Origin of the sequence: Rheinheimera sp. WS51, from assembly GCF_050936095.1 — a bacterium.
Taxonomy (GTDB): Bacteria; Pseudomonadota; Gammaproteobacteria; order Enterobacterales; family Alteromonadaceae; genus Alishewanella.
In genome coordinates, this window is the sequence record NZ_JBOTRC010000010.1 from 1 (window position 1) to 24,999 (window position 24,999).

The following is a 24,999-nucleotide window of genomic DNA, read 5'->3' on the forward strand; positions in this document are numbered from 1 at the left end:
GCTGGTTAGCGTAAAAGTCATTATCACACCTGACTTATTTTCCCGTTTCGAGCCGTTTAAACCAGCTTCGAAGCGAGGGCGCCATTTTAGAGATTTAAGCCGGTGTGTCAAGCGTCTTTTTAAAAGAATTTTGATTCACTTTCTAAACCCTTCCGAGCTACCTTACTGCGTATCCCCGTTGGCATGGCGCGCATTATAGAGCCTTTTAATTGATGCGCAAGCGGTTATTTAAAAAAATAATGTTTTTGCAGCTTGTTTGCTTATTAAAACGACTTTTTGTCCATTTATGCGGCAAATTCATTGTTATTCTAGTTAAGTTAATAGTTGCGGTTTGCTGCTTAATCGCTAAGATAAAGCTGCTTTAACTAATTAAAGCATTCCAATAACTAGAATAGCGTATTTAGGATTATTATTATGTTGCCCATTTTTCGTGCTTCTTTGCCATTTACATTGGCTTTAGCTGTTATATCATTCGCCACGTTTTACTTTTTACCTTCATTAGGATTACCTCAAGCCGTTTATGTAGTAATAGGTGTATTGCTTGCTGGTATTTGTGTTCCAATACTTGTAGATGTTAAATCTGCGCCTAAGCAAGCTAAGAATATAGCAGCTGCTCAAGCTTATACTGGTGAAACTACGACATTATATGTTGGTAATTTACCTTATCGTGCTAATGAAGATGCTGTACGTGATCTATTTCAAGGTTATGGTATCGTTATTAATGTTCGTTTAATGAAAGATCGTCAAACAGGTCGTCGTCGTGGTTTCGGGTTTGTTGAAGTTGCGCAAAAAGATGGTGCTAAGATGATTGCAAAATTAAATGACTTCAACTTCCTTGAGCGGACTTTAAAAGTACGAGAAGCCAAAGAGCGTCAAGAAAACGAAGACAACCAAGAATAAAGTATATCTTTAATTTTCCTGCACTATATAAAGAGGTATTTTACTGTTCTTTATATAGTGCTTTATCTGTTACCTCTGTGGCTAAATGCTAATCCGATTGGATCTTCACTTCTGTCTGTCTTAAAATGGTCTTTTTCGCAGTAGAGTTGCCAGATGAGCGTAGGTCAGGTTTTTCCCGAACAGTATTCCACCCAACTAAAAGCAAAGGTTGCTGAAGTAAGTCAACTTCTTGCCGAGTTTTCGCCACCCGCCCCACAGGTCTTTACCTCTGAACCTGAACATTACCGATTACGGGCTGAGTTTCGAATTTGGCATGATGGTGATGACATTTATCATGTGATGTTTGATCCAGCAACTAAAGCCAAAATTCGCATTGATTATTTCCCTGTTGCTTGTCGTACTATCGCTGACTTTATGCCAGTTTTACTGAAACAATTACAGTTTAACCATGAGTTACGCTATAAATTATACCAAATAGATTATTTAGCGACTTTATCCGGTGAGCTATTAGTCTCGTTAATTTATAAAAAACCACTTGATGACACTTGGTTAGAGCAGGCGCAACAATTAACAGAGCAACTGGCCCCACATTATAATGTTAAGTTTATCGGCCGTGCCCGTAAACAGAAACTTATGGTCTCAAATGACTTTGTTATCGAGCAATTCGATTTAATGGGTAAATCTTTACGTTACCAACAAATTGAAAGTAGCTTTACTCAACCTAATGGCTTGGTTAACGTGCAAATGCTTACTTGGGCCAAGCAAGTGGCCGATCAGTTATCAGACGACTTGTTAGAGCTATACTGCGGCAATGGTAATTTTTCAATTGCTTTAGCACCAAGTTTTAATCAAGTTATTGCGACAGAGATCTCTCGTACCTCTATTAAGTCTGCAGAATATAATATTGAGCTTAATAATGTTAAGAATTTAAAAGTAATCCAAATGTCGGCAGAGGATGTTTCTGCTGCGTTGCAACAGGGCAATATGCTTAAAAAGCTCGATTTATCCACTTTACAGCTAAATACGGTTTTAGTGGATCCGCCTCGTGCTGGTTTAGATGCCGCAACAGAACACTTAGTCGCTGGCTTTAATGATATTATTTATATTTCCTGCAACCCTAATACATTAGCGCACAATTTAACCACATTATGCCAAAGCCATGACATAGTGCGCTACGCTGTATTTGATCAGTTTCCTTATACTGCACATATTGAAACAGGTGTTTGGTTACGCAAACGCTAGGCTTTGTGTTTTCTACCATATCCCGCTGCACCATGCGCCAACCAGCGTAATTGCGTAATGGTGCGGCTTGTTAATACGGGATACTGATCAGCAGGAGCATCTAAAGCATCTGCGCCAGCATGAAACACTAGCGTCACCATAGCTTCAGCTTGTGCCCTGGCTAATTCATCAGGGCAAACCGTTTCTTTACGTAGATACTCTGCTAATTCAGCGACAAAGTGCTGGATTTCCCTAGCAACGGCACTTCTAAATGCAGCAGAAGTTCCTGAACGTTCACGAAGTAATAGCCGGAAAACATTACTATTACCGGTGACAAATTCCATAAAGGTCTCAATAGAAGTACTAATAACGCTACCGTTTTTTTCAATACGCTGTCGTGCTTGACGCATTAACTGCCGTAACATTAAGCCTGCCTCATCGACTAAAGTAAGCCCTAGCTCATCCATATCGGCAAAATGCCGATAAAAAGACGTAGGCGCTATACCCGCTTCGCGTGCAACTTCACGCAAACTTAAACTAGCAAAGCTTTTATCTGCGCTTAATTGAGAAAAAGCGGCATCAATAATTGCTCGCCTTGTACGCTCTTTTTGCTGTGCTCTAGTCACCTTAGCTCCTATATATTTTACATAATGTCATTATATACCTTGACCATTACATTGTGACTAGTAGAATGAGCGTACACATGTAAGCTGAATGAAGGCCTAATGAAAAAACCAGCACTAATTTGGACTAATATTATCCTATTTACCTTGTCTTCTTTGGTAGCAGCAATCGCTGTACCTTGGTATGCCCTAACCTATGGCTTTACTGGCACAGAAATTTTTATAGCCATACTGTGTCTTGGCTACTGCGGTATGTCAATTACTGCCGGTTATCACCGACTATGGGCACACAAAACTTACGAAGCTCATTCTATTTTACAAGTACTTTATGCAATCGGCGGTGCTTTTGCACTACAAAATAGCGCGTTACATTGGTCATCTGATCACCGCGTTCACCATCGTCATGTCGATAATAATGATAAAGATCCTTATTCTGCAGGCCGAGGCTTTTGGTATAGCCACATCGGATGGATGCTAAGAGATTATCAAGGTGACAGTTATTACGATTACAGTAATGTTAAAGATTTACAAAAAAATCGCATCGTTATGTGGCAACACAAGTATTACGTTAGTCTAGCGATTATTACTAATGTCGGTATTCCTGCATTGCTAGGTGTATTCACTGGCAATGTGCTAGGTATGTTATTACTTGCTGGCGTTTTACGCTTAGTCTTAAGCCATCACTTTACATTTTTTATTAATTCATTGGCTCATATATGGGGCAAACAACCCTATACGGATAAAAACTCAGCTCGGGATAATCCTGTTTTAGCTTTTTTAACTTATGGTGAGGGTTACCATAATTTTCACCATATTTTTGAATATGATTACCGTAATGGCATTAAATGGTACCACTTTGACCCCACTAAGTGGTTTATTAAAGCCGCTTCGTGGCTTGGATTAACCAGTAAATTACGTGTCTGCCCTCCTGAGCGGATTGAACAGGCTAAACTGCAAATGCAATTAATTCGTTTACAACAAAAAGTTAAGCATTTACCCGATGCAGAACGGGTACTGCAAACCTTAGAGCACGAATATAATTTGCTAATTAGTCGACTTCAAGATTATTACCAGATTAAAAAAGAACTACTTCAACGTAAAAAGAAACAGTTAGTTGAGCACTACTGTCAATATGAGTTTAAACAACGTTATAGCGAATTTAAGCAGCATCTGTACATGCAAAGACAGCAATGGGCGCAACTGGCTGCTCACTATAGCTAAACAAAAACGGTAATAAGGCGTTAATTCTCTTTATTACCGTTTCTATTACACTTTAAAGCTACGCTTAGTTTTAAAGTGTAATAGAAACCATTAATTTTTATTTACTTTAGTCTAAGATTGCAGCATTAAGCCCTGCTCCCTCTTTTTTTGTCTCTAATTGCTGTTATTATCAAAGACATCTATTTGAAAAGGATGCTGATGTATGGCAACGAAGAAAAGTCCCCCTTCATTTGATTTTGATAGCATTATTATAGGCACTGGCCCTGGTGGTGAAGGTACAGCAATGAACTTGGCTAAAAGCGGTCAACGGGTAGCTGTCATTGAACGGTATGACTCTGTAGGCGGTGGTTGCACGCATTGGGGCACAATTCCTTCAAAAGCATTACGGCATTCTGTAAGCCGTTATATTGAATATAAAGAAAACCCTTTATTTCAATTAGAAGATCAAGCCAGCCGTATGACTTTCTCCCATATTTTAAAACATGCAGCGGGTGTTATAAGTAAACAAGTCCGGCTTCGTAGTAGTTTTTATGAAAGAAACGATGTTAAATTATTTCAAGGTGATGCCAGCTTTATTGATGCCAACACACTAAAAATTGTCCCTAACAAAGGCAGTTCATTTCAAATAACCGCTGCTAATATAATCATTGCTACCGGCTCTAGACCTTATCGCCCACCACAAATTGATTTTAGTCATCCGCGCATTTATGACAGCGATACCATTTTATCATTAGAGCATGAGCCTAAGCATGTCATCATTTTTGGTGCCGGTGTTATTGGTTGTGAGTATGCCTCTATTTTTAGAGGTTTAGGCGTAAGAGTTGACTTAGTGAATACGCGAGATCGGCTACTTTCTTTTATGGATGCCGAGATCTCTGATGCGCTTAGTTATCACTTTTGGAATTCAGGTATTACTATTCGTCACGGTGAAGAGTTTTCTCATATTGAAGGCCGAGAAGATGGCATAGTGCTTCATTTACAATCGGGTAAAAAAATGAAAGCTGATTGTATATTGTTCGCAAATGGTCGAACCGGTAATACTGATAGCTTAAACCTAGCAGCAATTGGGTTAGCCGTTGATAGCCGAGGCCAAGTTAAAGTTAATAATCGTTATCAAACCAGTATTGAAAATGTCTATGCTGTCGGGGATATTATTGGCCATCCGAGCTTAGCCAGTGCAGCTTATGATCAAGGCCGAATCGCTGGAGCAGCCATTATTAATAATGGCCAATGTGACGAGCACTTAATAGATGATTTACCGGTTGGTATCTATACCATTCCAGAAATGAGCTCTGTTGGTAAAACCGAGCAAGAGTTAACTTCTGCTCGCGTTCCTTATGAAGTCGGCCGAGCCCAATTTAAACATTTAGCACGAGCCCAAATTGCCAATACCAATGTTGGTAGTTTAAAAATATTATTTCATCGCGAAACCCTTGAAATACTTGGCGTTCATTGTTTTGGCGAAAGAGCGGCAGAAATTGTTCACATAGGGCAAGCTATCATGATGCAAAAGAATGGTGGTAATACCTTAGAATACTTTATTCAAACGACATTTAATTACCCAACCATGGCGGAAGCATATCGGGTTGCAGCTTTAAATGGTTTCAATCGTTTATTTTAATATTAAACTGCTGTTTATTAATTATAATTTTAGCTATTGTTAGAATAAATATTTAATTTTGTTTTGACTGATAAATCGTTGTAAACTCAAATTCATAATAATTATATAAAAGTAACTTGGGGCTAAATATGATGAAACTTCGGTATAGTCTGGCATTCTTATGGCTAACCTATTCACTACCAGGGCTAGCCGATTTTCCAACTGCCAAGGCATTATTTGATCAAGCTGAATACGCTTTAGCTAAACCTCAAATGGAAACTTTAGCCGAGCTTGGCCATGTAGAAGCGCAGTATTTATTATCACGTATGTATGCGGAAGGCTTAGGTGTTGATCCTGATCTTAAGCTTGCTTATGCATGGACACTAATAGCTAAAGACAGAGATCATCCAGAAGCTGATAAGGCTTATCGCAAATTACGCACTCAGTTGGAATCACGACTAGAAGGCAAAAATGTTTATAACGAGTTAAATGATAAATACGGTGAACAAGCCTTATTTGATAATCTCTACCCTGTACCCAACCGCTTTGTTCCTGCAGAGCATAGATTACGCTCAATAACTAAGCCTGAGCCAGACTATCCATCTTACTTTAACCGGATTGGTGTTAATGCTTGGGCTGTTGTGCATTATGATATCGCTGAAGATGGTAAGGTAGAAAATATTAAGGTCGCAGCTGCTTTTCCAATAGACAGTATTAATCAATATGTTATTGATGCTATGAAACAATGGCGCTTTGAATCACCTAAAGACATCTTTGGCGACCCAATTCGCTTAGAGATGCAATCTCAAGTATTTAAACTTGAAAACTCAAGCGGAGCTAAAGCTCGTAAATATCAACGTGAAAGCAATGAATATATTGATGCGATTTTAGCAGCAGCTAATGCGGAATCTGCTCGATATCAGTATCTATACGGTATTTTAGCTGAGAATAATATTGTTACAGACCCTGAACCATTAAGTTGGTACATTAAAGCCGCGGTCAATGGCTCTAAGTCTGCACAATATCGTTTAGCGCAATGTTTAATTTCAGGAAACGGTTGTAAGCTAGATCGTAATAAAGCGATAAACTGGCTGCATATATCAGCTGACGGTGGTGATGAACGATCTGCCTACCTCTTGGCACAAGAGCTACTCGATCGGAATAATGCTAATTTTAACCCTCGCAAAGCGGCCTCTTATTTAGAGATTGCAGCGTTAAAAGAGTACATGCCAGCCATTACTGATTATGCAGAGCTGTTAGCCATGTCGAGTGATCCGGTTATACGCGATCCGCAAAAAGCTATCCGTTTAGCTGAACAAGGTAGAGCTATAGATTCAAATAACCCTAAGTTATTAGCAGCTATTGGCGTGGCTTTTATTGAGCTGGGACAAAAAGGTCGTGGTTTATCAATGTTAAAGCAAGCATTAGCCGAAGCTAAGCAGCGCAATTGGGCTTATGATAGTTTTGAAACTTTATTATTAGATTATTCTGAATAAGTAAAACAGAACAAGATAAAAAAGCCGCTGTATAAAAGCGGCTTTTTTGCTGGCTTTATTTAGTATCTGTCTGCATTGCTGCGCTAAACTCATGCACGGCATCTATAAATACTGTTACATTATCAGGATTAACATCAGGTGTTATACCATGACCAAGGTTAAATACGTGGCCTGGTCCGGTACCAAAACTTTCTAGAATAGTTTTCACTTCAGCACGAATACGCTCTGGTGAACCTAATAATATTGAAGGGTCCATATTACCTTGTAAGGCAACTTTATCACCAATACGCTGGCGAGCATCCCCAATGTTTATGGTCCAATCTAAACCTACACCATCACAACCTGTATTAGCGATTGTCTCTAGCCACAAGCCGCCATTTTTAGTAAATAACGTTACAGACACCTTTCTGCCATCGGCTTCGCGAGTCAAACCATCAAGAATTTTTTGCATATAATGTAATGAAAACTCTTGATAATCTCTTGGCGTTAGCACTCCGCCCCAAGTATCAAAAATCATCAATGACTGAGCGCCAGCACTGATTTGTGCATTTAAGTAAATGATAACACTATCTGCTAGCTTATCTAACAACAAATGTAAGGCTTGGGGATCTGTAAACATCATTTTTTTGATGGTAGGGAAAGTTTTACTACTGCCCCCTTCAACCATATAAGTTGCCAAAGTCCAAGGGCTACCAGAGAAACCAATTAAAGGCACACTGCCCTTTAACTCACGGCGAATTGTGCGAACCGCATTCATAACATACTGCAGCTCTTGCTCTGGATCAGGAATAGGTAACTTCGCTATATCTGCTGCTGTACGAAGGGGCCGTTCAAATTTAGGACCTTCACCCTCACTAAAGTAAAGTCCTAAGCCCATAGCATCAGGGATAGTTAAAATATCACTAAATAAAATAGCCGCATCTAATGCATAACGACGCAACGGCTGCAATGTAACCTCACAAGCTAGCTCGGCATTACGGCATAATGACATAAAATCACCAGCCTGAGCTCGAGTAGCACGATACTCAGGTAAGTAACGACCAGCTTGACGCATCATCCATACAGGTGTTTTATCAACCGGCTGTTTTAATAAGGCTTTAAGGTAACGATCATTTTTTAATTGCATCTTGGCTCCGCCATTAACAAATAGTTGTGGCTATTTTACCACTCCAAAGCCAAAGCAGCCATGCCTAGGTGGTAATTGCTATGATGTTAACTTTTAAATTTACATGGCCCCGTAAAAGACTTGTCTTAAAAAGTTAAATCTGGTATAACTTTGTTGCGCTAGTAAAGAAAAACAACTAAGAAGCTCGTTTAAACGAGTCCTAGCAATAAATTTCGTTAAGCCACTTTTGTGGCTTTTTTATTGTCTATTATTTACTGTACTTTGCTTGCTGAATTTGTCTAATGATTAAACCAGACAAGGTTTCTATCGGCGGTACTTGTGGTAGTTTATCAATGTCATACCAATGCGCTTCTTCTATCTCTTCAGGCTGACAAACAATCTCACCGCTAACATAATCGGCAATAAATCCCGCCATCAGCGAATGGGGAAAAGGCCAAGGTTGGCTGCCTACATAGCGTAAATTAGTTATTTCAATACCCACCTCTTCTTTTACTTCACGCTTGGCAGCATTTTCTAAGGTTTCTGCCGATTCAACAAAACCTGCTAAAATTGAAAAAAAGCCAGGTTTATGCCGACTTGAGCGAGCAAGCAGTATTTGTCCTTCGCGCTGTATAGCAACTAACACACAAGGAGCAATGCGAGGGTAGCAACGATGGCCACATTTATGACACAAAGCCGCAAGCTCCCAGTTGACTAAATGCATTGCACTTCCGCATTGGCCACAAAAACGATGCGTTTGTATAAAAAGTGCAACTTGTGTTGCTCTTGCTGCTAATGCAAATATTTCTTCGCCTTGGACTAATAGCTCGCGCGGTGTCACTAAGTTCAGCTCATCCGTAACCTGATCATGATCTATGATTAAATAGCATTCTTCACCGGCTAAATTTCCCAGTAAACAGACTTGCTCTGGTTCATTGACTAAATCAAGCTGATTAAAAGCACCATAAGGTAGCTCTCCTTCTGCCGTTAGTTTAATCTTACCTTTATTGACAATTAGCCAATAAGCGGTTTTATTTGCCGCTAACACCATACTATGTTTGATCATTGTTTAACCTCTAGGGTACTCTGTCTTGGTATCATCATAATCCGGTTAACAGAGCAGACCAATGAAATATATGTTGATTTTTAGTAAAAAATTACGTTAAGTAGATTCTACTACAGCCCATCGCTGTAATTAAGGAGAAGGCAATGTACACCCGTGTGCAAAAAGCGCAACAAAAATGGGGCGGCTCTCTATCAGCTATTGATAACTGGCTAGAAGAACGCCAACAAGTTATTGTTAGTTATTGTAAATTAGCCTCTTTACCGCCATTTGAAAATGACCGTAGTACCTTACCAACACAACAGCGGGTTCAAGAGTTTTGCCAGCTATTGTTAGATTATCTATCCGCCGGTCACTTTGAAGTATACGAGCGTATCATTACTGAGTCTGACACTAAAGATAACAATTGCAGACAATTAGCTGAAAAGCTGTACCCGAAAATATCTGTCTCAACAGACTTAGCGTTACAATTTAATGATAAGTATGCTGATCACCTTAGCACTCGTCAGAGTGGGCCTTTCGACATAGAATTATCCAAGCTTGGTCAGGCTTTAGAAGAACGGTTTGGTTATGAGGATGAACTAATTAATACCTTGTACCTAACTCAAACAGATAACTCGGTTTCGGTTTAACGAATAAAAAAAAGCGGCTATGCCGCTTTTTTTTATTCTATTACTTTTTTACTTTTCGCTTGGCTTAACAACTTCTAATAATTCAACCTCGAAAACTAAAACACTGTTTGGCTTAATAATACCTTTATCTTGAGCACCATAAGCTAATTCAGATGGAATGGTAAACTTGTATTTAGAGCCTACACTCATTAACTGTACCCCTTCAGTCCAACCTGAAATCACTTGATTTAACGGGAACTGAGCTGGCTGGCCACGATCGTATGAACTATCAAACTTAGTGCCGTCAGTTAAGGTACCTAAATAATGCACTTTTACCATATCAGTTGCAGTAGGTTTCTCACCGTCGCCTTGCTCTAAGACTTCGTATTGTAAGCCTGACTCTGTCACCATAACGCCTTCTTTAGCTGCGTTTTCAGCTAAATAAGCCTTGCCCGCTTCAATATTTTTAGCCGCTTCGGCTTCTACTAAAGCTATTTGTTTTTGTTGATACTGCTGGTCTAAACCTTCCATTACACTTTTCAATTGCTCATCAGTTAATTCAACCTTACCGGCAATCGCATCTTGTACGCCGCGTAGAACTAACTCTTGATCTAAAGTAATATCAATTTTAGCGTACTCTTCTTGAGCCACGCCTAAATAACGGCCGGCAGACACACCTAAGCTGTATGATTGTTTGGCTTGTTCAGTATCTAATTGTACTGTTTTTTGTTCTGCTTCTTTTTGGCAAGCCGCAAGGGTCATTATAGTAACGGCGACCAACGACAATTTGGTAACTAAGCGCATTTGGTTCTCCAGATTTACGCAGCAAAGCTGCAAAAGTATGTTTTAATAGTGTCCAATGAACTGCTCTATACTAACTGTTTGTATTGATGAGGTTAACACCCCAAATGAAATATCCGCTACTTTTTCTTCTACTTATACTAAGTGGCTGTGAAAAATTGCTGCAGCCAGCACCTTCGCAACAGTTTTTGCATGTTGCCAATGGTAGTTATGCGGCTGCAATATCTGACGATGCGCAATATGCCGTCGTTTCCTCAATTACAGATGGTATTGCATTTTGGGATCTAAATAATAATGCCCTACTATACCAATGGCAGCATAAAGCGGATACCGATAACTACGTTTTTAGCATGGCCATTAGTCATGATAATAGTGTTGTTTTAACGGCTGACCAACATACCTTTGCTCTGTGGCAAGTTAACGACGGTAAAAATAGAGGTTTTTGGCAGCTTGATGCGGCTACAGTGCGTGATGTTGCTGTATCAAATAATGGCGATCATTTACTTATAGGTAAAAGTAATGGCGGTGTGCAACATATTACACTTGCTACAGGCCGGCGTTTAGAGTTTCTTGGCCATACGGAGCGTATAAATAGTATTGCCATGTCACCTAATGGCCGCTACGCCTTAACGGGGGGGAATGACTATAAAGCCTATTTATGGGATACCAAGAGCGCGCAAATTATTCATACTTTTAGCCATCCTAGCCGAGTGACTAAAGTCGCGCTTGACCCAACTGGTCGTTATGCCTTCACCGCAGACAGTAAAGATTTAGCTCAAATTTGGGATATCCAAACAGGCGAACAAATCAGCCGCTTGCAGTTCTCGGCTCGCCAACAAATTTTTAGTGCCGTACGTTTTAGCCCTGACGGCCGCTTTATTGCTACCGGTGCACCAAGCAGAAAGTTAGCGCTATGGGATGTGCAAACAGGACAAGAACTGCAACAATGGCAAGTATCAGTAAAGCCTAATAGTCGCCCAGCCAGTGCAGTGGTGCATGCGGTGGCGTTTATCAGTCATAATCAACTTATTAGCGAAAGCTCTAGTGGCATAGCAGAAGTGTGGGAAATAAAAAATGAGTCAAACTAATGAAGAGTTACATCTGCATATTATCGAGCTTGAAAGTAAGTTAGCCTTTCAAGAAGATACAGTGCAAAGCTTAAACAATGAGATACTAGAGCATCATAAACGTATAGAAAAACTACAGCTGCAAATAAAGTTGTTAGCTGAAAAAATGCAACAAATCCCCGATGATATGGGCATATTGCGACCAGAAGAAGAGCCGCTTCCACCGCATTACTAATAGCTTAAAGAGCGATAAGCCACTGAGTGACGCTTGCTTACATTGTTACTCTGGCTTAAATACACCAATCAGCTGCTCTGACTTTCGGCTAGCTTTAGTCACTTGCTCTTGCGGTTGTACCATTTGGTAACCGCAATCAACACACTCTACTTTTTCAACATTATTTTCTAAAAACAACATCATGGTGTCTTGCTTATGGCACTCAGGGCAGGTCGCCCCCGCAATAAAACGTTTCTTTTTACGTGTAGTCATAATAATTCTCAATTTATTACTCGTAACTAGGCTAGCTATTTTACACCTTTACACTTGGTTTGTTACTGTTATAGGGGTAAATTAGCAGCCAAATTCAGTTGCTCAGGAAAAAACATGATCCAGCTACAACAGGTCGAGCTACGTCGCGGTATTCAATGCTTATTTCAACATGCCGATCTTACCGTATTTCCCGGACAAAAGGTGGGTATTGTCGGCGCTAATGGCTGCGGCAAGTCCAGTTTATTTGCATTACTACAAAGTAAAATTAGCGCCGATGCCGGTGAAGTTAGTTTACCTGTAAGTTGGGATATTGCCACTGTAGCCCAAGAAACTCCGGCGGCAGAATGCAGTGCCATGGATTATGTTTTACAAGGTGATGAGCAATTATATCCATTATTAATGAAAGTGCGTACCGACTGTGATGAAAGCGACTTAGCTGCAGTTCATTTGCAGATAGAAGCCTTAGATGGTTACCGAGCCGAAGCTAAGGCGGGAGTATTACTTGATGGCTTAGGCTTTAACGGGGAAATGCAGCAAAAGGCGGTAAAATCATTCTCTGGTGGCTGGCGTATGCGTTTAAACTTAGCGCGTGCCTTAATGCAACGGGCTGATTTAATGCTGCTCGATGAGCCAACCAACCACTTAGATTTAGACGCGGTACTTTGGCTAGAAAAATATTTAACTAATTATCAAGGTACCTTATTGCTGATTAGTCATGACCGCGATTTTCTCGATGCGGTTACCGATAACATTGTTCATATAGAGCGACAAACATTAACCTTATACAAAGGTAACTATAGCCAGTTTGAGCGCCAACGCGCTGAGCAACTTGCCCAACAACAAGCGAACTATGAAAAGCAACAACTGCAAGTTGCACACTTACAGAAGTTTATTGACCGCTTTAAAGCTCAAGCAACCAAGGCTCGCCAAGCACAAAGCAGAATTAAAGCCTTAGAGCGCATGACCTTATTTGCTCCTGCTCATGTTGATTCGCCATTTAGCTTTAGCTTTCGCGAACCAAAATCATTGCCTAACCCGTTATTAAAAATGGAAAATGTCCAAGCTGGCTATGCAGATAAGGTTATTTTAAGTCAAATTAAGTTTCAATTATTACCCGGTAGCCGAATTGGTTTATTGGGCAGAAACGGTGCGGGTAAGTCGACCCTCATTAAGTTGTTATCTGGCAATATGCAGCCGCAAAGCGGTGATGTGTGGTTTGCTAATGGGGTTAGCCTAGGCTATTTCGCTCAGCACCAACTTGAAACCTTAAGACCTCAAGACTCTCCTCTACAGCACTTAGTGCGTTTAGATCCTTTAGTACCTGAACAAAAATTACGTGACTACCTAGGCGGCTTCGGCTTTTATGGTGATAAAGCCTTAGAAGCCTGTGCGCCTTTCTCTGGTGGTGAAAAAGCCCGTTTAGTACTGGCACTTATTGTGTATCAAAGACCTAATTTATTATTACTCGATGAGCCAACAAACCACTTAGACTTAGATATGCGTGAAGCTATTGTTATGGCATTACAAGAATTCACTGGCGCTACAGTGATTGTCTCGCATGACAGACACTTATTAAGCAGCTGCACCGATGAGTTTTACTTAGTCGCTAATGGCAAAGTTGCTCCTTTTGATGGTGATCTTAATGATTATTATCAATGGTTGCAGCAAGACGCCAAACAAAGCCAAGCGAATGTTGCTGTTACCACTCCAGCTAATAGCAACCAAGTACGTAAAGATCAAAAACGTTTAGAAGCCGAGTTACGCAACTTACTACGACCGTTAAAGCAGAAAATTGATAAGCTAGAAAAGCAGCAGCAAAAATTGGCAACAGAACTTGCTGAGATTGAGCAGTTACTAGGACAAAGTGATATCTATAACGCTGAGCGTAAAGCAGATCTCACCGCCTTATTAAACAAGCAAGCCAATGCAAGTAGCCAATTAGCTAACATAGAAACAGAGTGGTTTGAAGCTCAAGAGCAGCTTGAACAACAAAGCGATGATTTCTGGCAGCAACATGACTAAGCTAAAAGCGGCTGATTTCTGGCACTTTAGTTTAGATTATTATAGCCAAGTAAAGCCTATCTGCTTAGCTTGGCAAGACCAACTCAATGCCAATGTTAATTTGCTTCTGCTGCTGTGCTACTTAGAGCAGCAGCAATTAGCCATCAGCAAGCAAACCCTTGCCAGTCTTGATAAAACCCTTAGCAGCTTTAATAAAGCGATTACCCAGCGTCTGCGTTCCTTACGTCGGCGCGCCTCGGTAATAGCCTGCCTTACCAAACAGCAACAGCAACACTTTAAGCAACAACTCCTTAAGGCAGAGTTAGTTGCCGAGCAACAAGAGCAGCAGTTATTAATACAAGCACTTGTTGGGTCACCTAATTCTATAGTCGAAAACGCCTCGTCAGCTCCCTTGCTTGAATTATATCTAGCGCAACTGCAACAACCTGTAACGGTTAGTTATCAGCAACAAATAGCACAATTACGCCAAGCTTTAACGCAATAACCCGCTACATAATGCTCTTACTTGATCTACATCAAATGTAGTGACTGATTAATCCGTTATGGTGTTGATATTAACATGCTATATAAGGGGGAGTTGCTATGGACCTATGGCATTTATACTTTAATGATCCAATTATTTTTGCATCTTTTACTGGCTTAGGGATATTACTTGGTATATGTACATTTTTTGCAGTCTATTTCATTTATAAAATCAATACGGCTAAAGAAAGCTAGGCTAACTATTTCGCCACAGTAAACGCATCCCAACCCGTTTGCTGTGGCAATTTTTCTGTAATGCAATATTCTAAACTGCAAATTATTCTAATGTTAACTCAGTAGTTAAATGCTGACAGTGCTTCCATACCAAGGCATAAATTGTTAATTGCGGGTTTGCACCCAGACTAGTTGGCAAAATAGAGCCATCTAATACCGACAGATTAGTTAACTGATGATGCCTGCCATGTTCATTAACAACGCCTTTTTCAGCCGACTTACTCATATTACATCCCCCCATAACATGGGCCGAAACCACTGTCTGACGTAAAGCGGTCATTGGCAACTGCTCAATACCGGCTTTAGCTTCAGGCCAACTATTATAGAGTTTAGCATCGTGATGCAGTGGTAAAACCTGTTTAGCACCCGCTGCAAATTGCAACTCGGCCATAGAAAGTAAGGCTTGTCGCATGCCATGCCATAGATAGTCTGTTAGCGGGTAATCTAAAACCGGCTGTGCAAATTTATCTAATAACACTTGGCCACCTTGGCTTTGTGGGTGAAAGCCATCGCGCATCAATGCAATAGTCACCTGCAACCGGTTAAAGTGCTGCATTAATTTAGCATGTTGCTCACCAACACCAATTAGTTTAGTTGCCATAAGCACTGGGTGTATTGGCGGCACTTCCAATTTGTAACCAAGCTGCTGCGGATCCTCGGGCCAAACAAACTGATCCGAATAGATGCTTTGCGGTGCGCCACTATGGCCGTTAATGTCCTCAGCAAATACAGCACCACTGACGACTGTCGGGTGCAAATAAGTATGCTTACCTAAACGCCCTGAGGGGTTAGGCACGTTAGATCGCAATAATAAAGCCGGAGAGCCAATTGCCCCAGCTGCGACGATATAATGCTTAGCTTGGATCCGTACCTTTATAGTGTCAGTCGGCTGAAAATGTTCATCTACCGGTACCGCCTCTAACGCCTGTACTTTATCGTCCTGCCAAACAAGCTGTCTAACACTAAGCCGAGATATTAACCTAGCCCCCTTTTGTAGCGCAGAAGGAATAGTACTCACTAACATAGATTGCTTTGCATCTATTGGGCAGCCCATTCCACAATAACCTAAATTTGCGCAATGGCTTACATTACGGTTTATCACCGTATACTGCCAGCCTAGCTGCTGACAGCCATATTGTAGTTTTGCATTATTAGCATTAGGCGCTAAAGCCCATTGTTTAATATTTAAGCGTTGTTCAGCTAGATGAAAGTAAGGCGTTAAATCATCTTCTTTTGTGAAATTAAGACCAAACTCTGTCTGCCAAAAATCTAAAGTGGCTTGTGGCGTGCGAATAGAGGTTGTCCAATTAACCGTTGTAGAGCCACCGACCGTTCTACCTTGTAAAATACCAATAGCTTGATCTTTGGTTTTACGCGCTGCACCTTCTTGGTACAAATTAGGATAAGCCCAGCGCTCTTGCATAACAAAATGCTCACGCCGGTAATACGCTCCTTCCTCTAGCAATAAAACACTAAAGCCCGCTGCACTGAGTTGCTCTGCAGCAATACCACCACCGGCTCCAGAGCCAATAATGACTACATCAGCCGTGAAATGTTGATCGCTAATAAACTGACTGGCATCCAGTGACTGCATCTTATTCCCTTTTAATTGCAAGCATTTGTATTAACGATATTTAGGCACGGTATAGTTTAATGGTTGCCAGTGTTCCGGCTGGCCATAATAAGCAGCGAATAGCAGCTCACGTAAGCCATGATACGCTTGTTGTAATAAAGTTAGGTAGCTATCGCGCCAATCGGCTAACAGCTTCCAGCGTTGCTGCAGGCTTAATTCTGTCAGTGCTGTCATATGTCCCGTTACCGCCAGTTGACCTACTCTATTGGCTAATAAACTAAACAATTGCTGTAATTCTTGCTGCTGGCGTTGCGGTAAAAAAGGCATAAATTCGTTGACTGCCCTTTTTGTCCGGATAACTTGCTGTGCCATAGTCGTATCTTGCGGTAAAGCAGCGTACAATAAGGCAGGTAAAAGTGCGCTTAACACCAGATCTTGACTATCATTACTATCATTACTCTCATTAATGCTGCTATGCCAGCCATAGATACCTAAGCTAGTTGCAGCACCTAACGCAATACCACTAAGTATAAATTGTCGGCGATCCATAAGTGCTACTCATCGTATTTTTTTTCATTGTTTATCAGGAAGCGCTGTTTTGCAAGCTAAGATCAGACCAGTTATCCATTCTTCATTTACACCTGCTTGGTGGCTTAAACATGCCCACTTACAAACTATTTTTGCCAAATATTTAAGTCCTAAGCTGAAACAGTCAACCGTAGCAGAGATATTTCCGCTCTCAGACGGTGACGAATTGCAGCTCAATTGGATGCAGCCACCGCGAGTTGCGAGTGATGCACCTTTAATCGTGCTTCTTCACGGCTTAGCTGGCGATATAAACAGCCACTATATTCAAGCCATGTTAGCTCAATGTCGGCAACTGCGTTGGCCTGCTGTACTTATGCATTTTCGCGGCTGTAACGGCCAACCTAATAAGCTGCCAAGGGCTTATCACAGTGGCGATACAGCAGATTTTTCAGACGTTATAGCCGAAATACAGCAACGTTTTCCAGAGCAAAATTTAGTTGCCATAGGCTATTCGTTAGGCGCTAATGTGCTGCTTAAATATTGCGGAGAACAAACCAGTGCTAATCCACTTTCTGCAGCTGTTGCTGTTTGCCCGCCTTTAGATTTATCCGCCTGTGCTAACCGTATTAATCAAGGCAGCAGCAGAATATATCAACGTTATTTATTAGGCCGATTAAAACGTAGTACAGCATTAAAGTTAAAACAATTCCCTGACTTTCCTATCCCTCTTACGCTTAAAAAATTACGTAACGTGCGAGATTTAGAGCAATTTGATGATAACTTTACCGCGCCTATCCATGGTTTTACTAACGCCCAAGATTATTATCAAAAAGCCAGCGCCAAAGCCTTTTTGCAGCATATTAGTATTCCAACCTTAATCATTCACGCTAAAGATGATCCTTTCCTTAGCGATGCTGTTATCCCATCAGCCGATGAGCTTAACCAACATATTCATTATGAGCTTAGCCAAGGTGGCGGTCATGTTGGTTTTGTTTCTGGCACTATTTTTAAACCGATATATTGGCTTAACCAACGTATTCCCAGTTTTATTCAAGAGCAATTACAACCATGATCATTCCACATCAACAACTTGATACTGACACGTTAAATAACCTGATTGAATATTATGTGTTACGTGAAGGAACAGACTACGGCGATAAAGAAGTTTCATTAACCGATAAAGTACAACATGTTATGCAGCAATTAGAAGACGGTGATATTGTTATTGTTTTTTCCGAGTTACATCAAAGTATAAACTTAATGCCTAAGCAACAGTTTGCTCAACTGCCACCTGAAATGCAAAATAATTAATATTCCTAAATTTTAATTATTTCATTACGTAATGGAGCCATGTTGGATATTATTTTATTTTGTACAGGGTGAGGGATATTTTGTTCTTCCATGGCATTAATCAGTAAGTCAACGACATGATTGAAATCTTTTTCAGTAATATTCATACCTGTATGTATAGCAACCATAGTATCACCATTATAATTACAAGGGCCTTGGATAAGAGCACATAGGTGACTAATAAAGCCTTGCCTAAAATGGCTTATGTTACTGTGCTCAAAGTAATGAAATACTTGCTCATCGTTACCAATTTGCTCAATAAAGCTATCTACCAGTCGCTCAATACCTGCTTGGCCATTTATTTGCTGATAAAGACTCATTTTTGGGTAATTACTGCAACTTACCAATACTGTTATGAGAAATAATAGCAGCATAAATATTTTCATCACCAATATCCTGTTACTGATAAATACCAACCCGTTTGGTTTTCTACTCCAGCTATACTACCTAAATCTAGGTAAGCTGCTGCTAAGCTTATATGCTTATTTGGCATCCAAGCTATAAATATATCTTTCCAGTCTTGTTCACCTAGTCCTAAATTGTTTCCTTTTTGCCGATATTCCATGCCAACTGCTACCTGCCGACTTAAAAATAGCGCGGTACTTGCTTCAAATAATATTTTATTATCGTCATTAGGACCACCGTAACCCAATAAACCTAATTGGTTAGCTTTGCTGTAGCGACTTGTTAAATTCCAGAACCAGTTATATCCAGCTATCGCACCTAGGTGTAATTTGCTTGCCGCCAAATAAACATCTGTGCCACTAATATTCTTAGCGCCTACTAGTCTAGCAACTGCGCCATCACTTAATGTTTTATGTTGGACGCCTAAGCTCAATTGAGGCCAACGGCTGTAAACAACATCACCATACAGGCGTATTTTTGTTCCTACTATTGACTGCTTTATTTGTGTAGTAAGAGCGTGTATATCAAAACTTTGTTGTGCATAACTAAATTCTACACGATTAAATATATTAAGTTGTGCACCACATACATCTAATCTGTAGTCGGTAACATCTGCTCTGCTACAAAAACTGTTAAGTGACACCTCATCTTCGCTTGCATATCCAGCAAGTTGCGCCCAAGGTACTAAGCCGCCACCAGCTGCGCCCTCGATCTGAGACACTCCTGGTGTTGCTAATAGTTTACCGCTACTGGCAGTCGTTAAAAAACTGAGCGTTAGTAAGATTATCGTCAGTAAAAATTTAATGTATAGCATCGTATTCCTCTAACCATCGCTCCAATAGATCAGCTTTTAAAGGTTTACTTAAATAATAACCTTGTGCATGATCACACTGCATCTGTTTTAATAGCTTTAGAGTAGCAGCGGTCTCTACTCCCTCGGCAACAACAGAAAATCCCAATTGATGACCTAAAGTAATACTCGATTGCACAATAAATTGATCTTTTTGTGATTCATCAAGCTTTAAAATGAAGCATTTATCTAATTTAAGTTCATCTATTGGTAGCATTTTTAACCGGCCAAGCGATGTTTGACCTACGCCATAGTCATCTAAAGATATCTTTACACCTATCGCTTTTAATTGTTCTAATGCAATTATACCTTTTTCTTCATTTTCAATCATATCGCGCTCGGTTAGCTCGATAGTAATTAAACTAGGAGTAACATTATACTGACTTAAAGTATTAATTAATGTCGAATGAAAGCCAGCGAAAGCAATATCTTGTGCTGATACATTAATAGCGGCCTGTAAATATATTTCCTTTTGCTGCCAATAAGCAACTTGACTGATAACAGTTTTAATCACCCAAGTTGTTAATTCTAAAATTAAACCAGACTGCTCAGCTAAATCAATAAACACATCAGGTGATACCCAACTACCATCCTTTCGTTGCCAGCGGATCAATGATTCAACTTTATCAATTTGGTTCAATTTCATATTAAGCTTTGGTTGATAGGTCATAAATAACTGACCATCATCTTCGTTTATAGCTTGCTTAAGCTCATCCAGCATTGCTAACCGCTCTAAATATGCTTCATCTTCACCTTGCTGGTAATAGTGACTGTTTTTATTGTGATGTGTTGCGTTATCAACAGCTATAAGTACGCGACGAATTAAATCCTCTGGCATTTCACCATGCAAAGGATACTGCACCACACCTACGCTAAAATGTAAGTTAATTTTTAAATTTTGGATGGTATAACGCGTCTCTAATTGCGCGATTAAACTTATTATTTCTTGCTGAATATTTGTTTCCCCTGCAGTCGGAAAAACCGTCAAAAATTCATCTCCGCCAATACGAGCATGAAACCCACCTAATTCAGCTGAAAATCCGCTAATACGCTGTGCTACCGCGATCAAACAATCATCGCCTACACGCGGTCCGAGTTTATCATTTATATGACGTAAGCCTTTAATATCAATAGCAACAAATATTTGAGGAATGTTTTTGATCAGCTTCTGACTTAACACATCCAACATAGCAGAGCGGTTATAAAAACCAGTTAATGCATCATGACGTGCTTGATAACTAATTTGTTGTTCACGTTTATTAATGTCGTTACCCATGTTATTAAAAGCATACATAAGCGTGGTTATTTCAGTGCTTTGTTTTTGGCTTTTAAATTCAAAATTATAATTCCCTTTAGCAAACTGTTTAGCTACAACAACTAACTCTGACAAAGGCGTGGTTAAGTTATTAGCTAATAAACTACTGGTTACAACGCCAATAAATATAGTGAATATCGCCAGCATGATGCTCAAATAAATTAACTGCTCAAAATCTTGATAACTTTGAGTTAAATCAGCGCTAAGTAAAATTATGACGGACTGATTTTGTAAAGAAGACAATTTTATTTCACGATTTTTATAAACTACATATTCACCAAAAAAAAGCCTTGTTGTTTTACTGTTAAAATAATTAATAAGCCTAAAGTTTATGGGTTGGACAACTAAAGAGCTTATTGCGAGGTTATCTTGGTTTGCAATAAAGCTTACTTCCATTCCTGTTAAACTTTTAAGTTCAGTGGCTACGTCTTTAGTAATTTTGAAACCTACTAAGCTATAAGCTATGGTTCGAGGTGTTTTAACAGGGAGCAGGATAACTTGGTATAATTGACCGTTTAATACAACAAAGTTTGATTGCTGAGTATTATTTAATAACTCACTCAATAAAGCCTGTAGATCATCAGTAAAACTATCTTCGTTATTGTTAGTTGTTATTAATTGACCTGATAGATCTAACAATAACATTAAGTCTGCATTTATTCGTTGACTATGATTTGCTAAAACGCTACTTATGGTAGCCGCATCACGAGTGGCAACCGCCTGTTTGAAACCAAAATCAGAGGTTAATACTTCTGCTGCAGTTAATAATAGATTTTCTTTTGAGTTTAAATATTGCTTATAAACATTTTGTGCGACGCTGATATCTTGATTGACTTTTTGTGTCTGTATTTTACTAGTTGACCACCAAAAACTTAGTAAACTAACAACAGTGGTTAGCAGAACTAAACCGACACATAAAATAACTATTCGATTGCGTAAACTATTGCTCATCAACACCCTTAAATTGATCGCCAAATGTATTCCGTGGTGCAGGCGATGCGATATTTATAATGATTGGTAAAACGGCTTGAGCATCAATATCTATCAATTTTTTATGTTCTAATGGCGCTGTTTGTAATGCATGCCAAACACTGATCTGTACCCGCTGGGTATTAATTGGCAAACTTACAACGCCATTACTACCACTTTTATACACCTGAGCACTATTTGCTATGTAAATATAGCCAACCATAGCATCATGAATATTACACCCCAGAACCACAACACCAGGCGTATCAAAATTTATTGGATCTTTTGGTTGGCCGGAATAAAGTTTTAATTGAAAAGATTTAGCTTGTGAAAATGAATATACATGATGACGAATATTATCGCTATTAGGAAAATTAACAGACTGTCCTTGCTGGACAATGAGCAATTCAGGGGAAAATTGTTTGTTTACCTGATCCATAACCGCTATAGGTAATTTTTTCACTATTTGACCATTAACTTGGCGATCTGATTTTATTTGATTTATTTCGACAATAGCGTTAGGTAATACCACGCCATGTTGATCTTGAATAATTAAATTAATATTACTACTTAAAGCTGGGTGGCTAAAAAATATACTTATAATTAGTAAATAACCTTTTCGAACAAAAATCTGTAATGATCGTTTAAACAAAATAATACTCCATCATAGTTCTATACCTATTTACCGATGTGGACTAGCTGAAAAAACCTGAACTCATTTATTTAAATAATTTATCTTTATACTATGTAATGGAAAGATTTAATAAAAAGGTTAAGTCTGTTGCTTACTGGTAACACTTTCTCAGTAGGTAAACCACAGCAGGATATTGATATAAATCAGCAAGCTAGCTTGAGTTAGTATAGACTATAGAGCAGTAAATTATATTTATTATTTTAAATAGATTGCTTATGCGTAATGCTGCTTACTAAAAGTGAGCGGCATTTTTATTATCCAGCGTGCGCCATAATCCACTACAATATCCAGCTTATTGATTAACTGACGTACGGATTCGTTGCGAGAGAGTGACATTCCTATCACGATCCAAATCATAACATTCATGGTGATTTTTTGTTCATGTAAGGTGCTACGTCGTTGGAAGCCAACCAAGACTGAATAATATCAGACTCTAAAACATCGGCCAACGACGAGAGCTCAGTCAGACAGTTGATTGAAGTGCGAGCTTAAGTTTCTAACAGTTTTATAAAAAAATCCGATGAATGATAGACTCATCGGATTCTTACACAGCTATTCGAACGGTCAATTGATCGCTAATAATATCTTAACTGATCGGCATCACGCTTCTGTGGCATTTTCTAAGATTATCACCTTAAAGTTGCGGACCAGCTGCAACTAAAGCTTTACCTTCAGCGTTATCTGTAAATTTAACAAAATTATCAACAAATAGTTTTGCTAAATCTTGCGCTTTACTATCCCAATCACTTACTTGGCCATAAGTATTACGCGGATCTAAAATAGACGCATCATCTACACCTGGTAATGCCGTTGGCATCGCTAAGTTAAAGTAAGGTAAAGATACAAATTCTGCATTTTCAATACTGCCATCTAAAATAGCATCAATAATTGCGCGCGTTGCTTTAATCGAAATACGCTTACCAGTACCATTCCAGCCTGTATTAACTAAATAGGCTTCAGCACCTGAGGCTTGCATACGCTTACCTAATACTTCTGCATACTGAGTTGGGTGTAAGCTTAAGAAAGCAGCACCAAAACAACTTGAGAAAGTCGGAGTTGGCTCAGTAATTCCGCGCTCAGTACCCGCTAACTTAGCAGTAAAACCAGATAAGAAGTGATACTTAGCTTGTTCTTCAGTTAACTTAGATACCGGTGGTAATACACCAAAAGCATCAGCCGTTAAGAAAATAACTTTTTTCGCATGGCCAGCTTTTGATACTGGTGTCACGATATTTTCAATATGATATATCGGGTATGACACACGGGTATTTTCAGTTTTTGAGCCGTCGTTATAATCAACTTCGCCATTAGCTTTCACAGTCACGTTTTCTAATAGCGCATCGCGACGAATGGCATTGAAGATATCCGGTTCATTTTCTTTCGATAAGTTAATTGTTTTAGCATAACAACCACCTTCGAAGTTAAATACACCATCATCATCCCAACCGTGTTCATCATCACCAATAAGCTGACGCTTAGGATCGGTTGATAAGGTTGTTTTACCTGTACCCGATAAACCAAAGAACACAGCAACATCACCGTCTTTACCAACGTTAGCTGAACAGTGCATTGATGCGATGCCTTGTAATGGTAAAAAGTAGTTCATCATTGAGAACATACCTTTTTTCATTTCACCACCGTACCAAGTGCCACCAATTAATTGAATACGCTCAGTTAAGTTAAAGGCAACGAAGTTTTCAGAGTTTAAACCTTGTTGCTGCCAATTTGGATTAGTGCATTTAGCACCATTCATCACAATAAAGTCTGGCTTATACGTTTTTAACTCTTCGTCTGTTGGACGAATAAACATATTTTTTACGAAATGTGCCTGCCATGCCACTTCAGTAATAAAGCGAACCGCAAGGCGAGTATCGGTATTAGCACCACAATAGGTATCAACAACGAATAAACGCTTACCAGATAATTGCGTTGTAACTAATGATTTTAACTCTGACCATACTTCCGGCGTGATCGGCTTATTATCGTTTTTACCTTGATCTGACCACCACACGGTATCGCGTGTTGTGTCGTCGCGCACAATATACTTATCTTTTGGCGAACGACCGGTAAAAATACCTGTGTCGACTGAAACAGCGCCTGATGTAGTCAGTTTGCCTTGCTCAAAACCTTGCAAGTCAGTACGGGTTTCTTCTGCAAATAATAGATCATACGAAGGGTTATAAATAACTTCCGCGACATCTGTGATGCCATATTGGCCCAGATCCAGCTCGGACATGATGTAACTCCTAGGGTACTGTAGGTAAGGGTGCAGTCTCTAGCGGACTTATTAATTCAGTGTTTCTGCCAAAAGCATAAATTTAGTGAGCAAAAACTCGGCGCTA

At 39.6% G+C, this 24,999-nt stretch carries 26 protein-coding genes; 13 read left to right on the plus strand and 13 right to left on the minus strand.

Going from position 1 to position 24,999, the window contains the following annotated elements:
• The first annotated feature begins 414 nt into the window (after positions 1-414).
• Both ACRCA4_RS11420 and trmA read left to right on the plus strand, forming a co-directional pair.
• A complete protein-coding gene (locus ACRCA4_RS11420; protein ID WP_433188505.1) occupies positions 415-900 on the plus strand; it encodes an RNA recognition motif domain-containing protein in 486 nt (161 codons plus the stop codon).
• A 153-nt stretch (positions 901-1,053) separates the two neighbouring features.
• Positions 1,054-2,142 (plus strand): tRNA (uridine(54)-C5)-methyltransferase TrmA, encoded by a 1,089-nt coding sequence (gene trmA, locus ACRCA4_RS11425; RefSeq protein ID WP_433188508.1) that lies wholly within the window; start codon positions 1,054-1,056, stop codon positions 2,140-2,142.
• Here trmA and fabR read toward each other — a convergent pair.
• Positions 2,139-2,747, minus strand: a complete 609-nt coding sequence (fabR, locus tag ACRCA4_RS11430; RefSeq protein ID WP_433188511.1) for an HTH-type transcriptional repressor FabR — start codon at positions 2,745-2,747, stop codon at positions 2,139-2,141. The genes trmA and fabR overlap by 4 nt on opposite strands.
• 99 nt (positions 2,748-2,846) lie before the next feature.
• Between fabR and ACRCA4_RS11435 the strand changes: the two genes are divergently transcribed.
• From ACRCA4_RS11435 to ACRCA4_RS11445, 3 genes are all read left to right on the plus strand, one after another.
• Complete coding sequence (locus tag ACRCA4_RS11435) at positions 2,847-3,965, plus strand: acyl-CoA desaturase (RefSeq protein ID WP_433188514.1); 1,119 nt, start codon at positions 2,847-2,849, stop codon at positions 3,963-3,965.
• Positions 3,966-4,167: 202 nt separating this feature from the next.
• Positions 4,168-5,586: a Si-specific NAD(P)(+) transhydrogenase gene (gene sthA, locus ACRCA4_RS11440; protein WP_433188517.1), complete on the plus strand. Its 1,419-nt coding sequence runs from the start codon at positions 4,168-4,170 to the stop codon at positions 5,584-5,586.
• A gap of 128 nt (positions 5,587-5,714) precedes the next feature.
• A complete protein-coding gene (locus ACRCA4_RS11445) occupies positions 5,715-7,061 on the plus strand; it encodes an energy transducer TonB (protein ID WP_433188521.1) in 1,347 nt (448 codons plus the stop codon).
• A gap of 55 nt (positions 7,062-7,116) precedes the next feature.
• Here ACRCA4_RS11445 and hemE read toward each other — a convergent pair whose 3' ends face one another.
• Together hemE and nudC are read right to left on the minus strand one after the other, a co-directional pair.
• Positions 7,117-8,187 carry a uroporphyrinogen decarboxylase gene (gene hemE, locus ACRCA4_RS11450; RefSeq protein WP_433188524.1) on the minus strand — a complete coding sequence of 357 codons (1,071 nt, stop codon included), beginning with the start codon at positions 8,185-8,187 and terminating at the stop codon, positions 7,117-7,119.
• 247 nt (positions 8,188-8,434) lie between these two features.
• Entirely contained in the window at positions 8,435-9,232 is a 798-nt protein-coding gene (gene nudC / locus ACRCA4_RS11455; RefSeq protein WP_433188527.1) for an NAD(+) diphosphatase, read from the minus strand.
• Between the two features lie 143 nt (positions 9,233-9,375).
• On the opposite strand from nudC, the gene rsd reads away from it, so the two are divergent.
• Positions 9,376-9,861, plus strand: coding sequence for a sigma D regulator (rsd, locus tag ACRCA4_RS11460; protein WP_433188530.1), 486 nt, complete (start codon positions 9,376-9,378; stop codon positions 9,859-9,861).
• A gap of 48 nt (positions 9,862-9,909) precedes the next feature.
• Here the strand turns inward: rsd and ACRCA4_RS11465 are convergent, their stop codons facing one another.
• Positions 9,910-10,644, minus strand: coding sequence for an FKBP-type peptidyl-prolyl cis-trans isomerase (locus tag ACRCA4_RS11465; protein ID WP_433188533.1), 735 nt, complete (start codon positions 10,642-10,644; stop codon positions 9,910-9,912).
• Between the two features lie 104 nt (positions 10,645-10,748).
• Here ACRCA4_RS11465 and ACRCA4_RS11470 point away from each other — a divergent pair, with 104 nt between their 5' ends.
• Together ACRCA4_RS11470 and ACRCA4_RS11475 are read left to right on the plus strand one after the other, a co-directional pair.
• Entirely contained in the window at positions 10,749-11,729 is a 981-nt protein-coding gene (locus ACRCA4_RS11470) for a WD40 repeat domain-containing protein (protein WP_433188536.1), read from the plus strand.
• Positions 11,716-11,943 (plus strand): SlyX family protein, encoded by a 228-nt coding sequence (locus ACRCA4_RS11475; protein ID WP_433188538.1) that lies wholly within the window; start codon positions 11,716-11,718, stop codon positions 11,941-11,943. The genes ACRCA4_RS11470 and ACRCA4_RS11475 overlap by 14 nt, the downstream gene beginning before the upstream one ends.
• Before the next feature lie 45 nt (positions 11,944-11,988).
• On the opposite strand, the gene ACRCA4_RS11480 is transcribed toward ACRCA4_RS11475, so the two are convergent.
• A complete protein-coding gene (locus ACRCA4_RS11480) occupies positions 11,989-12,195 on the minus strand; it encodes a YheV family putative zinc ribbon protein (protein ID WP_433188541.1) in 207 nt (68 codons plus the stop codon).
• A 114-nt stretch (positions 12,196-12,309) separates the two neighbouring features.
• Between ACRCA4_RS11480 and ACRCA4_RS11485 the strand changes: the two genes are divergently transcribed.
• From ACRCA4_RS11485 to ACRCA4_RS11495, 3 genes are all read left to right on the plus strand, one after another.
• A complete protein-coding gene (locus ACRCA4_RS11485) occupies positions 12,310-14,217 on the plus strand; it encodes an ABC transporter ATP-binding protein (RefSeq protein ID WP_433188544.1) in 1,908 nt (635 codons plus the stop codon).
• The gene (locus ACRCA4_RS11490) at positions 14,210-14,701 is read left to right on the plus strand and encodes a TIGR02444 family protein (RefSeq protein ID WP_433188547.1); all 492 of its coding nucleotides are present in this window, start codon (positions 14,210-14,212) and stop codon (positions 14,699-14,701) included. The genes ACRCA4_RS11485 and ACRCA4_RS11490 overlap by 8 nt, the downstream gene beginning before the upstream one ends.
• A 98-nt stretch (positions 14,702-14,799) precedes the next feature.
• Positions 14,800-14,934 (plus strand): DUF3149 domain-containing protein, encoded by a 135-nt coding sequence (locus ACRCA4_RS11495; protein WP_433188550.1) that lies wholly within the window; start codon positions 14,800-14,802, stop codon positions 14,932-14,934.
• Between the two features lie 82 nt (positions 14,935-15,016).
• On the opposite strand, the gene ACRCA4_RS11500 is transcribed toward ACRCA4_RS11495, so the two are convergent.
• Both ACRCA4_RS11500 and ACRCA4_RS11505 read right to left on the minus strand, forming a co-directional pair.
• A complete protein-coding gene (locus ACRCA4_RS11500) occupies positions 15,017-16,567 on the minus strand; it encodes a GMC family oxidoreductase N-terminal domain-containing protein (protein ID WP_433188553.1) in 1,551 nt (516 codons plus the stop codon).
• Positions 16,568-16,597: 30 nt separating this feature from the next.
• Positions 16,598-17,095, minus strand: coding sequence for a hypothetical protein (locus ACRCA4_RS11505; RefSeq protein ID WP_433188556.1), 498 nt, complete (start codon positions 17,093-17,095; stop codon positions 16,598-16,600).
• A 49-nt stretch (positions 17,096-17,144) separates the two neighbouring features.
• On the opposite strand from ACRCA4_RS11505, the gene ACRCA4_RS11510 reads away from it, so the two are divergent.
• A complete protein-coding gene (locus tag ACRCA4_RS11510; RefSeq protein WP_433188559.1) occupies positions 17,145-18,146 on the plus strand; it encodes a hydrolase in 1,002 nt (333 codons plus the stop codon).
• On the plus strand, positions 18,143-18,385 hold the full coding sequence (locus ACRCA4_RS11515; protein WP_433188562.1) for a YheU family protein: 243 nt from the start codon (positions 18,143-18,145) through the stop codon (positions 18,383-18,385). The genes ACRCA4_RS11510 and ACRCA4_RS11515 overlap by 4 nt, the downstream gene beginning before the upstream one ends.
• A 5-nt stretch (positions 18,386-18,390) precedes the next feature.
• Here ACRCA4_RS11515 and ACRCA4_RS11520 read toward each other — a convergent pair whose 3' ends face one another.
• From ACRCA4_RS11520 to pckA, 6 genes are all read right to left on the minus strand, one after another.
• Positions 18,391-18,810: a group I truncated hemoglobin gene (locus ACRCA4_RS11520; RefSeq protein ID WP_433188565.1), complete on the minus strand. Its 420-nt coding sequence runs from the start codon at positions 18,808-18,810 to the stop codon at positions 18,391-18,393.
• Positions 18,810-19,643, minus strand: coding sequence for a DUF3034 family protein (locus tag ACRCA4_RS11525; RefSeq protein ID WP_433188568.1), 834 nt, complete (start codon positions 19,641-19,643; stop codon positions 18,810-18,812). Before ACRCA4_RS11525 ends, ACRCA4_RS11520 begins: the two co-directional genes overlap by 1 nt.
• A complete protein-coding gene (locus ACRCA4_RS11530) occupies positions 19,630-21,945 on the minus strand; it encodes an EAL domain-containing protein (RefSeq protein WP_433188571.1) in 2,316 nt (771 codons plus the stop codon). Before ACRCA4_RS11530 ends, ACRCA4_RS11525 begins: the two co-directional genes overlap by 14 nt.
• Complete coding sequence (locus ACRCA4_RS11535) at positions 21,935-22,615, minus strand: methylamine utilization protein (RefSeq protein WP_433188574.1); 681 nt, start codon at positions 22,613-22,615, stop codon at positions 21,935-21,937. The genes ACRCA4_RS11530 and ACRCA4_RS11535 overlap by 11 nt, the downstream gene beginning before the upstream one ends.
• Positions 22,616-22,870: 255 nt before the next feature.
• Positions 22,871-23,071, minus strand: coding sequence for a transposase domain-containing protein (locus tag ACRCA4_RS11540; protein ID WP_433188577.1), 201 nt, complete (start codon positions 23,069-23,071; stop codon positions 22,871-22,873).
• A 220-nt stretch (positions 23,072-23,291) separates the two neighbouring features.
• Positions 23,292-24,893 carry a phosphoenolpyruvate carboxykinase (ATP) gene (pckA, locus tag ACRCA4_RS11545; RefSeq protein ID WP_433188580.1) on the minus strand — a complete coding sequence of 534 codons (1,602 nt, stop codon included), beginning with the start codon at positions 24,891-24,893 and terminating at the stop codon, positions 23,292-23,294.
• Positions 24,894-24,999: the final 106 nt, after the last annotated feature.